This window comes from Armatimonadia bacterium, assembly GCA_039679385.1.
Taxonomy (GTDB): Bacteria; Armatimonadota; Zipacnadia; order Zipacnadales; family JABUFB01; genus JAJFTQ01.
Genome location: JBDKVB010000110.1, coordinates 1 through 10969, shown reverse-complemented (window position 1 = coordinate 10969; position 10969 = coordinate 1). Strand labels below are relative to the sequence as shown.

The following is a 10969-nucleotide window of genomic DNA, read 5'->3' as shown; positions in this document are numbered from 1 at the left end:
AGTACGTGATCGTCAGTGTGCACCGCGAGAGCGAGATCGCCTCGGACACCCTCTTCTTCCGCCGGGGCCTCAAGGACACTGCGCCGTCGCTCAGGCTGCAGGTCAAGACCGTGCTGCCTGCCGGCGGAGTTGGCGACTTCCGCCTTGACCCTCAGAGCGGAGCGCCACGGAACCTGTTCCTGTCACGCGACTGGCTGCAGACCAGCCTGCACAAGAAGGGGCTCGCCAACACCCTCGTGCTGGCCGGGAAGGTCACCTCGGCTGAGGCGCTTGGCAAAGCGCTATCTGCCCGCTGTCGGCTACGTGACTATGGCTTGAAGCTGGTGCCCAATCCGAAGCAGGGGTATGTGTCCCTGTTCAGCGACGGCATGCTGCTCTCGGACGCTCGGGCGCAAGCTGCCCGGGAGGCCGCCAAAGCCTGCAAGCTGCGCAGTGGCCTGACCTCCGTGTACCTGGCGACACGCCTGCGCAAGCTCAACGCACCGGCACCTCGCGAAGTGCCGTACTCGGTGGTAGCTGCCGTGGAGCCCCTGAAGGCCCTCAGGCTCAAACCACCGGGCGGCAAGCCGCTCGATGTTGGCGGAATCTGGCTCTCGGAGTGGGCTGCGACGGACCTGGGCGCCAAAGTGGGCGACCTGGTCGAGCTCAGCTACCTGCGTCCGACGCCCGACGGTAGTTACCCGACAGCGCTCAGCCGGCTGGCGGTGCGGGGTATCGTCGCCATGAGTGGCCCGGCAGTCGACGGCGGTTTGTCCCCTGACTTCGAGGGGATGACCAGCGCAAAGCGCCTCCAGGACTGGGACTCACCCTTCCCGGTAGACCTCACTCGCATCAAGCCCCGCGATGAGCAGTTTTGGGACCTCTACCGGGCGGCGCCGAAGGCCTTCCTCAGCAAGGACACGGCGCGCGAAATGTGGCGCAGTGCACCGGGCCGGACACAGACCGACTGGGTTACTTCCGTGAGGGTTGCACTGCCTGCCGCCGGTGCCGCCACGAAGACCATGCAGTCGCTTGAGAACGCCCTGCTCCGTCGTCTCAAGCCGGAGGAGGCCGGACTGGTGTTCCGACCAGTGCGTGAACAGGCGCTCGCGGCCTCGCAGGGCACAAGCGACTTCGGACAGCTATTCCTGGGGCTGAGCATGTTCCTGGTCGCCTCCGGTGCGGCCCTTGGCGGGATGATGCTGCGGCTGTCCTTTGACCGTCGGGCCTCTGAGGCGGGCATCATGCTCGCTTGTGGGCTGGAGAAGGGGCAGGTAGCACGGGCACGCTTCGGAGAGGGCATGGCGCTGGCCTTCGTCGGAACTGCACTTGGGGTCCCTGCCGGGGTAGGCTACGCGGCAGCTCTCATCAAGGCCCTGGCCTTGTGGTGGTCGGGAGCCCTCGGTGGCACTGCGGCCATCTGGCTGCATGTGTTCGTTGCCAGCCTTGCGGTCGGCGCAGTGGCCGGCCTTCTCGTCGGCGCGCTGATGGTCGCCTGGAGTACCCGTAGACTCGGACGGCGTGGGGTGCTGGAGCTACTCGGGGGATGGCAGGGCCTCGCCGTCGCAGGAGAGAGGACGCTGCCGAGCGGGCGTCGGCTTCCCAGACGTCGGCGGCGCAAGAGCCGAGCCACACAGGCCCTGGTGGTCTTCGTCCTCGGTGCGCTGGCCCTGCTGGTGTGGTCGCGACTACCCGGCGGTATCGATCCGCAGGGCGCGTTCTTCGGGGTCGGCGCCTGTCTCCTGGGAGTGGGAATCTGCGGCGCGACCGTGCTGCTGCGCCGAGTCCTGCACCGATCCGGTGCGAGCCGGTCCTTGCCGAGGCTCGCCCTTCGCAACCTCGCGGTGGCCGGTTCACGCAGTCTGTTGGTCTTCGGGCTACTGGCCGCGGCGTCCTTTGTGATCGTCGCGGTGGCGGCGAACACCCGGGACTTCACCCGCAGCGACTTCAGCCGTCGCGACTCGGGCACGGGCGGCTTCTCGCTCCAGGCAACCTCCACGGTCCCGCTCAGCTACGACCTGGGAACGGCGCAGGGGCGGGCGAAGCTGGGTTTCTCCGACCAGGACGAGGCCCTGCTCAAGGGCGTCGAGATCGTGTCCTTCCTCGCGAGTCCCGGCGAGGACGTTAGCTGCCTGAACCTCGCACGACCCACTCAGCCTCGGATCCTCGGAGTACCGGCCTCGCTGGTCCGGAGCGGTCGCTTCACAGCTCAGCAGCAGCCTGGCGTCTCCGGCACTTCGGGACCCTTGGGCGGGCTCGAGGCGAGACTGCCGGACGGCGCGATCCCGGCCTATGGCGACGCCGACAGCGTGCGCTGGACTTTGCACTCCGGCCTGGGCAATAGCTACCCGGTGACGGCACCCGGTGGCAAGGCCGTGAACCTGCGCTTTGTAGGTCTGATCCCCCGGAGCATCTTCGCCCGGGAGCTCCTGGTCTCCGAGGCGAATCTGCGTCGCCTGTATCCAGCCGTGTCGGGGGCCGGCTACTTCCTGATCGCGACCCCGGCCGGTCAGGAGCAGCAGGTGGCTGAGGTGCTGAGGCGGAATCTGGGCGAGATGGGGTTGCAGGTGCATACGACCCGGGAAGTGCTCAACGAATTCCTGCAGGTTCAGAACACCTACCTGTCCATGTTCCTCGCCCTGGGCGGCCTGGGGCTTCTCCTCGGGACCGTCGGAATGGTCGCGGTGTTGCTGCGGAGTGCCTTCGAGCGCAGGCGCGAGATGGCACTGATGCTGGCGACGGGCTTTGAGCGCGCCGACCTGGCGAAGCTGCTTCTGGTCGAGAACGCCGGTCTCCTGGCGGCCGGTCTGGTGTGGGGGACAGGTTCGGCGCTGGTGGCCGTGATGCCCCAACTGGCGTCGGCAGAGGCACAGGTGAACTGGGCGGCGCTCTTCGGCGTTCTTGTCACCATCCTGATCGTGGGTCTGGCAAGCTGCGTCGCGGCTGCCTACGGAGCTGTGCGCGGCGAACTTCTGCCGGCCCTGAGACAGGAATGAAGGTGAGTGGTACTGATGTGCAGAGCTGTGCGGTTTTCTGTGGTGAAGGGCCTCCTGGCCGGGGTACTGCTGTGCGCTTTCGTGGGCGTGGCGGCGGCGAGTGCCGACTGGCTCAGCTTCCGCGGCGATCCCATGATGACCGGTGTGGCCGGGTCGACACTCTCAAGTCGGCCACGACTGCTGTGGACCTATGAGACGGGCTCTTCGGTTGAGTCCACGGCCGCGATCGCGGGCGACAGTGTCTTCTTCGGCACGAAGACCAGGGCTCTCGTGTGCGTCAGCCTCAGCACCGGGAGACTGCGGTGGAAGTTCCTCGCGAAGGATGCCATCTCGGCTTCGCCCTGCTACGTGGACGGAAGGGTCTTTGTCGGTGACGAGGGCGGAACCTTCTATGCCGTCGCTGCGAGCACGGGACGCCTGCTGTGGAAGTTCAATACCGGCGACAAGATCATGTCCTCGGCAACGCCGACCGGATCAGGGATACTCTTCGGGTCCTACGACAACTACCTGTACAAACTCGACCGGGCCACGGGGAAGAAGCAGTGGAGCTTCAAGTCCGAAGCACAGGTGCACTGCGCTCCCTGTTTCGCCGACGGAAGGGCAATCATCGCCGGGTGTGACGGCGTGGTGCGGATGATCGACGCTGCCACGGGCCGTCAGGCAGCGGCTGCGAGTATCGGCCCCAACTTCGGGACAGCTCCGGCCTACAGTGGCGGCTGCGTCTATGTGGGGAGCATGACGGGCGAGTATGTCAGCGTCCGCATCAGCGATGGCAAGGTGATCTGGGAGACTGCCGTCAAGCGTAACAACGGTGCCAGCTACGCCTCCGCGGCCGTCCTGGGTGATGCGGTCGTCTTCGCCTCGCGCAACAACACCGTGTTCCGACTTGCCCGCACCACCGGCCGGGCGCAGTGGGTGTTCACTGCCCGCGATGCTGTGGACTCATCACCGGTCATTGTCGGCAACCGGGTGTTCTTCGGGAGTGACGACGGTAACCTGTACGCGGCGGATCTGGGCACCGGCAAGAAGGTCTGGAGCTTCGCCGCCGGGGCCGGAATCACTGCCTCGCCCGCCGTCGGGCGAGGTCGGCTGGTGATTGGCACCCTGGACGGCGCGGTATACTGCTTCGGGTAGGCGCCCCTGAGCAAAAACGAGGGCACCAGAACCTGAGGGAAGCGTTTGAATTCACGGGGCCGACCCGAGGGGGCCGGCTCCCGTGCTACCTGGACGGCGGCAATCCGCAGAAATGAGGAAAGCGAATGTCTCGCAGTCTGTGTTGGTCGTTGGTGGCTGTCTCGGTGATCCTGACAACGCAGGCGCCGGCAGCGGACTGGCCCCAGTTCCGCGGACCTTCGGCCACGGGCCTTGCCCCGGATACAGGCATCAACAAGAACTGGGCGCAGAAGCCACCCAAAGAGCTCTGGCGCACGGCCATGAGTGACAACGGCTATGCGGGGCCTTCCGTCGCCCAGGGCATGGTCTTCATCGTCGACCACGTCGGGGCGCAGGATGTCGTTCGTGCGATCAGCCTCCAGACCGGCCAGGACGTCTGGCGCTATGCCTACGACAACGCCGCACGCTTTGACTATGGCTACTGCCGATCGACGCCCGTATTCTCCGAGGGGCGGCTGTATGTGTGGAGCCGCGAAGGCCTGCTGCTCTGCCTCAACGCGACCACGGGCCAACTGCAATGGCAGCACAACCTCGTGCAGGAGCTTGGCGGAAAGGCGCCGGGCTGGGGCATGGCAGGCTCTGTGCTCATCGACGGTGACCGGCTGATTGTGTGCCCCGGAGGAGCCGGCGGCGATACCGTGTGCCTGGACAAGCGGACAGGCCAGGGCATCTGGCGAGGTGGAACGGCCGACGTGCCGGGCCATGCCACACCGGTTGTGGCCGACTTCAACGGCGCCAAGCAGTACGTGATCGCGACCTCTGTGAGCGTGATGGGCCTTGACGCGGCGACGGGCAAAGCATTGTGGGGCATACCATGGAAGAACCAGTCCAGCGTAAACGCAGCGACCCCTATTGTCGTTCCGCCCTACGTCTTCATCACGACCGGTTACGGGTTTGGGTGTGCCCTGTTGGCGGTCGGTCCCCAGGGCGTCTCGGGCCTGTGGCAGAACAAGAACATGCAGGCACACTTCAGCTCGCCGATCTTCTACGGTAACTGCTTCTACGGCACCACCGACCCCGGCGACCTGATCTGCATGAACCCTCGAGACGGCTCTGTTATCTGGCGCAAGGGCGGTTTTGAGAAGGGCGGCATCGCTATCGTGGACGGCGTCATCATCGCCGTCTGCGGGGCCAATGGCGACGTGGTGATGGTCCAGGCGACCTACGAGGGATACCACGAACTGGGCCGCCTCCGGCCGCTTGGAGGGCAGAGCTGGACGGCGCCCATCATCGCCGACGGAAAGCTGATCGTGCGCAACACCAAGGCGCTCGTCTGTCTTGATCTGATGTAGCGACCAACCCAATACCATGAGGTGAATCGGATGCACGGACGTTTGCCGCTGCTGCTTGCACTTGCCTGTGTCGCCGCGACCTGCACCGCCCTGGCCGCCGATTGGCCGCAGTTCCGTGGCCCCAACGCCGACGGAATTGCACCCGATACCGGCCTCAACAAGGACTGGGCGCAGAAGCCTCCGAAGGTCCTCTGGCGGCTGCCACTGGGCGACGGTGGCTATGCCGGGCCTTCCGTCGCGAAGGGCCTCGTGTACGTGATCGATCATGAGGGCAAGCAGGACATCGTCCGCGCCCTCAAGCTCGACACGGGGGAAGAGGCCTGGCGGTTTGCCTACGACGACACCGACCGCAACAACTACGGCTTCTCGCGGTCCACTCCCGTCTACTCAGACGGTATGCTGTACACCATCTCGCGCATGGGCTGGGTCCACTGCCTCAAGGCCGACACCGGTGAGAAGGTATGGGCCAAGAACCTCATCGCCGACTTCCACGGCAAGAAGCCACAGTGGGACTACTCCATGTCGGCGAAGATCGACGGTGACCGCCTGATCGTGATGCCCGGAGGCGACGGGGGAAGCCTGCTGGTGCTCAACAAGGCGACCGGCGAGAAGATCCTGTCGGGCGGCAACAGCGACGTCCCCGGCTACTCGACACCGGTAGTCACAACCATCGACGGTCGCAAGCAGTACCTGCTCTTCACCGCCGCCAACGCCATCGGCTGTGACGCGACCGACGGGAAGCTGCTGTGGAGCTACCCCTGGAAGACCTCCTACGACGTCAACGCCCCGCAGTTGATCGTGATCGGCTCCTACGTGTTCGTCACCAGCGGCTACAACCACGGCTGTGCGCTGCTGAAGGTCGGTCCGGACGGCGCCACTGCAGTCTGGAGCAGCAAGGAAATCCAGGCCCAGTTCAACTCCCCCGTGGTGTACAACGGTTACGTGTACGCCATCACGGACCCCGGCGACATGGTCTGCGTGAACCCTCAGGACGGCTCTTGCGTGTGGCGGCAGAAGGGGTTTGAGAAGGGCGGCCTCATCGTCGCCGACGGGTGCTTGATCGGGATGAACGGGAAGGCGGGGGATCTGGTCATGGCGAAGGCCGTGCCGGATGGTTACCAGGAGCTTTCCCGCATCGTGCCTCTGGGCGGGCAGAGCTGGACTGCGCCGGTTCTCTCCGACGGTAGGCTGATCGTGCGGAACACCAAGGAGATCGTCTGCCTGGACCTCCGGTAGTCGTCAAGGTTCGGGAGGCTGCTTCAGGAATCCTCAGGGGCGCAGGGATGACCTGCGCCCCCAACGCTATTGCCTCTTTGTGTCACTTGCCTGCGGCCAGTTCCTGGTACAGGGACAGGTAGGTGGTGCACTCCATCCCCAGTTGGCGCGCCCGGATCAGCAGCAGCTCAGTGGTGGCCAGGTTCTCGTCAAACTTGCGCAGCGACCACGGGTGCTGCACGAGGCTGACGTACTGCAGGCCCAACTCGACGGCGTGCTCAAGCCAGCGGCCCTCCTGGCCGAAGCACTCGACGACCGTCTTCGCGTTCCGAGACGCGGCGGCGAAGTCATAGACCGGCGGGTAGTAGGTGATGTGGCTGCCCCACTTGAGCACGTTGTCGTGCCAGCCGTGACCGGGGATCTCCCAGATGTCGCCGTAGCCGTCCTTCTCGTAGGTGTACGGCTGCTGCATGTCATTGGGGATCGAGTCCATCGGCCCACGAAGGTCGGCACTGGTGAAGCGGATGCCATTGCGGCGCAGGATCTCCAGCCGCTCGGGAACGCCGGTGAAGCCATCGACGAAGCCGCAACCCGGACGGAAGCCGATGCACTCACGCTCGAAGACTTCCTCGACCCAACGCTTGCCCTCGTGGACCTCGATCTCCATCTGCTCGAGGCTGACGCCGGGGCCATGGGCGATGCTGTCCTTGAGGATCTGGTGGGACCAGGAGTGAGTCTGCACGTCGAAGAGCGGGTCATCCAGCAGCTCGCGGTACCGGGCTCCGTCGCGCTCCAGCAGGCGGCCAACGATGAAGAAGGTGGCGGGAATCTCGTACCGGTGGTGCAACTCGACCAGGCGCTCGACGGCAGGCAGGCACTGGTCAATACTCTCTGTATCGTAGGCGGCAATGTAGCGGGTCATGGATACACCTCGGGTCTGGATAGCGTTCCCTTCAATACGGGACGGGTGCCAACTTCCCCTTGCCGGGCCTGAACACCTTGGGTATCCTGTGCGAGACAGTAAGGAATTGCCTGTGAGGTGCTTCTGCATGGACTACGATGTCATCGTATGTGGGGGAGGCACAGCGGGGTCAGTTGCCGCAATCGCCGCAGCTCGTAGAGGCGCGCGCACCCTCATCGTCGAGCAGTTCGGCTTCCTCGGAGGCAGCCAGACGGCAGCTCTGGTCGTGCCGATGATGAGCTTCACCACCGGCGGGCAGCAACTGGTCACCGGCATGAACCAGGAGATCATGGACCGCTGCAACGCCCTGCCGGGCGATAACGAGGGCATGTTCTTCAACTTCGAGTTGCTCAAATACGTGCTCGAGGACATGGCCGTCGACGCGGGCTGTGATCTGCTCTACCACACCTTCGTCAGCGACACGCAGGTGACCGACGGCGCCCTGACCGGCGTCGAGATCGTGAACAAGACGGGGAAGCGCAACCTCCAGGCCCGCCAGTTCATCGACGGCACCGGCGATGCAGACGTGGCCGCCCTTGCCGGCGTTCCCTGCGAGAGTGGACGCCCTGAAGACGGGCTGAACCAGTCGGCAAGCCTCCGGTTCGTCATGGGCGGCGTCGACCTCAAGGCCTTGGCCGACTTCCTGAACGCGAACGGGTGCCCTTGTCCCAGTCCGGTACGGTTTGGTGCGGGGTTTGCCAAGGGCGGAGTGGGCAACAACCCCATGGAGCGTCTGGCGGAGCGTGCCGAGGAGGACGGTGTGTTCAGCGCCGAGGAGGGCGGCTACATCCAGTTTTTCACGGTCCCCGGCCGACCGGGAGAGCTTGCCTTCAACTGCCCGCGAGTGACCCACATCAACGGTGCCAAAGCGGAGGACCTTACCCGCGTCCAGATGCAGGGCCGAAGGGTCATCCCCAAGATCATGGAGTTCTGTCGTCGCTACCTGGCGGGATTCGATAGCGCCTACCTGGCCTACACCGCACCGATGGTGGGCATTCGCGAGAGCCGTCGCATCGTCGGTGAGTACATGCTGAGCGCCGACGACTTCCGCGCTGCACGCAAGTTCGAGGACGGCATCGCCAAGAGCTGCTATCCCATCGACATCCACAACCCCTCCGGTGTTGGCGTCACCCTCGAGCGCCTGCCGGACGGCGAGTACCACGAGATCCCCTACCGGTGTCTGGTACCGCAGAAGGTGGACAACCTTCTGGTGGCTGGACGCTGCATCTCCACGACCTTCGAGGCCCAGGCGGCCATCCGGATCGAGGCTACCTGCCGGGCCATGGGCGAGGCCGCCGGAGTCGCTGCCGCCCTGTGTGTGTCCGAGGATTGCTCGCCTCGCCTCCTGGATACTGACCTTGTCTTGGAGGCCCTGAGGCAGAACGGCGCGAAGGTGCACGATAGCTGAGACAACCTGCTCACCGATGGGAGGCCGCGATGAGACTTCGGCGGACGCTGATTGTGTGGGGTTCGGCAATGGTCCTTGTCGTCCTGACGGCTGGAGGGTGTCCGAAGCCGCCGTCAACGGTACCTCCTGACACCGGGCAGACGGCGCCTGCGAGCCCGGCTCCCGCGGCGGCCAATCAGCAGGTCGCCGCCATCAGCCCGGCGCCTCAAACCGAGCCGACGCAGGCCGCTCCAACGACTCGCGAGGTCTCGACCGGCGAAGCCTCACGGGACTGGCCTGCCTTCCGAGGGGCCAGAGGCGACGGGATCTCGCCCCTCAAGGGCATCAACAAGAACTGGAACAGTAAGCCGCCGAAGGTCCTGTGGCAGATCAGGATGAGTGATCGTGGGTACGCCGGTCCATCGGTGGCTGAGGGCAAGGTCTTCATCCTTGACCACACGGGCGACCAGGACATCGTCCGCGCCCTTGACCTGGAGACCGGGAAGGACCTCTGGACTCACCAGTACAAGCAGCCGTCGAAGTATGACCACGGCTACAGCCATGCGACGCCGGTCTACTACGACGGGCGGCTGTACACTCTGGGCAGACTGGGCACCCTGAACTGCCTGGACGTGCGATCCGGATCGAAGCTGTGGTCCGTCGACCTGGCCTCGGACCTCAAGGGCAAGCACCCCACCTGGGGCTATGCGGGCCCACCCATCATCGACGGTGAGAAGCTGGTTGTGGGCACCGGCGGCACTGCCGGTCTTGCAGCCCTCGACCGCAAGACGGGCAAGGTCCTGTGGACCGGTGGCGTGGGCGGACTGGCGGGGTATGGCCCGCCGGTCAAGGCCACGATCTCGGGCAAAGCCCAGTATGTGGTTTTCGGCGGGTCCTGCGTCTATGGCGTGGACGTCGCCTCGGGCAAGACCCTGTGGCAGACGCCCTGGAGCACCTCCTATGACGTGAACGCCTCGACGCCGGTTGTCGCCGGCAACTCCGTGTTCATCACCAGCGGCTACGGCACGGGCTGCGAGCTGGTCAAGGTCAGTGGGGCGCAGGCCGAAGTAGCCTGGAGGAACAAGGACATCCAGTCTCACTTCAACTCCCCCGTGTATCTCGACGGGTACCTGTACGGGACCAGCGACCCTGGCAACCTCGTGTGCATGAGCATCAAGGACGGCCGCGTGGCCTGGAAGCAGTCGGGGTTCGAGAAGGGTGGCGTTGCCGCCGTCGATGGGACAATCGTCGCCGTCGACGGCAAGGGCGGCGATGTGGTGATGGTCAGCGCGTCGCCGAGTGGCTACAAGGAACTCGGACGCTTCAAGCCTCTCGGCGGTCAGAGCTGGTCGCCGCCGGTGATCGCCGAAGGCAAGCTGCTCATCCGCAACACCACCGCTCTGGCCTGCCTTGATCTGAAGTAGGGCTCAACGTGGCGCCTGCGCAACTGCTGCACAGGCACCTGCGCGAAGCTGGTACTGACCTGTGAAGGCTCAGGCCGCCCTTGGCCTGTGCCACGGATTCACGGTTCTGCCCTCAACATGAACTGCCCAACCTGCCGCAAAGAACTGACCGAACCTGTCGCCTACTGCCCACGGTGCGGTTGGCCTGCTGGAAGGCTGTCCGTGGAAGTGGGCGGAGTCACGCTGAACCTCCCGCGCACGGGCGACGGGCAGACTCCCCTGGCCCTGCGCAATCTGGGCGCGGGTCCGGTTGAGTACACCCTTCGGGTTGCCGACGGTCAGCCCTGGCTCTACCTGCTCGGGCCGAACGGGAAGCGGATGGTGGTCTCCGAGGAGCGTCGCCTGGGGCCGTCGCAGGTGGACAACAGCCTGCGTCTGTGTGCCGTCGCGGAGGAGACACCCGCCGAGGCGTCTGTGGCCCTCCTCGAAGTCCACTCCTCCGACCGTGGCCCTGATCGCCCGGGACAGGCACGGCCCTGGAAAGCCGAGTCCTATCGCTGGCG

8 protein-coding genes are annotated in these 10969 nt (G+C 65.3%); 7 read left to right on the top strand and 1 reads right to left on the bottom strand.

Annotated features, from left to right (window positions below; genetic code table 11):
- The 4 genes from ABFE16_12845 to ABFE16_12830 all read left to right on the top strand — a co-directional run.
- On the top strand, positions 1–2975 hold a 2975-nt coding region (locus ABFE16_12845; GenBank protein ID MEN6346179.1), incomplete at its 5' end, for an FtsX-like permease family protein.
- A gap of 15 nt (positions 2976–2990) precedes the next feature.
- Positions 2991–4109 carry a PQQ-binding-like beta-propeller repeat protein gene (locus ABFE16_12840; GenBank protein ID MEN6346178.1) on the top strand — a complete coding sequence of 373 codons (1119 nt, stop codon included), beginning with the start codon at positions 2991–2993 and terminating at the stop codon, positions 4107–4109.
- A 125-nt stretch (positions 4110–4234) separates the two neighbouring features.
- The gene (locus ABFE16_12835; protein ID MEN6346177.1) at positions 4235–5440 is read left to right on the top strand and encodes a PQQ-binding-like beta-propeller repeat protein; all 1206 of its coding nucleotides are present in this window, start codon (positions 4235–4237) and stop codon (positions 5438–5440) included.
- A gap of 30 nt (positions 5441–5470) precedes the next feature.
- Positions 5471–6676, top strand: a complete 1206-nt coding sequence (locus ABFE16_12830) for a PQQ-binding-like beta-propeller repeat protein (GenBank protein MEN6346176.1) — start codon at positions 5471–5473, stop codon at positions 6674–6676.
- 82 nt (positions 6677–6758) lie between these two features.
- Here the strand turns inward: ABFE16_12830 and ABFE16_12825 are convergent, their stop codons facing one another.
- Entirely contained in the window at positions 6759–7577 is an 819-nt protein-coding gene (locus tag ABFE16_12825) for a polysaccharide deacetylase family protein (GenBank protein MEN6346175.1), read from the bottom strand.
- 127 nt (positions 7578–7704) lie between these two features.
- On the opposite strand from ABFE16_12825, the gene ABFE16_12820 reads away from it, so the two are divergent.
- From ABFE16_12820 to ABFE16_12810, 3 genes are all read left to right on the top strand, one after another.
- Positions 7705–9024 (top strand): FAD-dependent oxidoreductase, encoded by a 1320-nt coding sequence (locus ABFE16_12820; GenBank protein MEN6346174.1) that lies wholly within the window; start codon positions 7705–7707, stop codon positions 9022–9024.
- Between the two features lie 29 nt (positions 9025–9053).
- On the top strand, positions 9054–10427 hold the full coding sequence (locus tag ABFE16_12815) for a PQQ-binding-like beta-propeller repeat protein (protein MEN6346173.1): 1374 nt from the start codon (positions 9054–9056) through the stop codon (positions 10425–10427).
- Positions 10428–10628: 201 nt separating this feature from the next.
- A partial coding sequence (locus tag ABFE16_12810; GenBank protein MEN6346172.1) for a hypothetical protein occupies positions 10629–10969 on the top strand: 341 nt, incomplete at its 3' end.

What these genes read in the sequence shown, in the direction of transcription:
- ABFE16_12840 (MEN6346178.1), top strand. Translation starts at nt 2,991, where the DNA reads ATGTGCAGAGCTGTGCGGTTTTCTGTGGTGAAGGGCCTCCTGGCCGGG.
- ABFE16_12835 (MEN6346177.1), top strand. Translation starts at nt 4,235, where the DNA reads ATGTCTCGCAGTCTGTGTTGGTCGTTGGTGGCTGTCTCGGTGATCCTG.
- ABFE16_12830 (MEN6346176.1), top strand. Translation starts at nt 5,471, where the DNA reads ATGCACGGACGTTTGCCGCTGCTGCTTGCACTTGCCTGTGTCGCCGCG.
- ABFE16_12825 (MEN6346175.1), bottom strand. Translation starts at nt 7,577, where the DNA reads ATGACCCGCTACATTGCCGCCTACGATACAGAGAGTATTGACCAGTGC.
- ABFE16_12820 (MEN6346174.1), top strand. Translation starts at nt 7,705, where the DNA reads ATGGACTACGATGTCATCGTATGTGGGGGAGGCACAGCGGGGTCAGTT.
- ABFE16_12815 (MEN6346173.1), top strand. Translation starts at nt 9,054, where the DNA reads ATGAGACTTCGGCGGACGCTGATTGTGTGGGGTTCGGCAATGGTCCTT.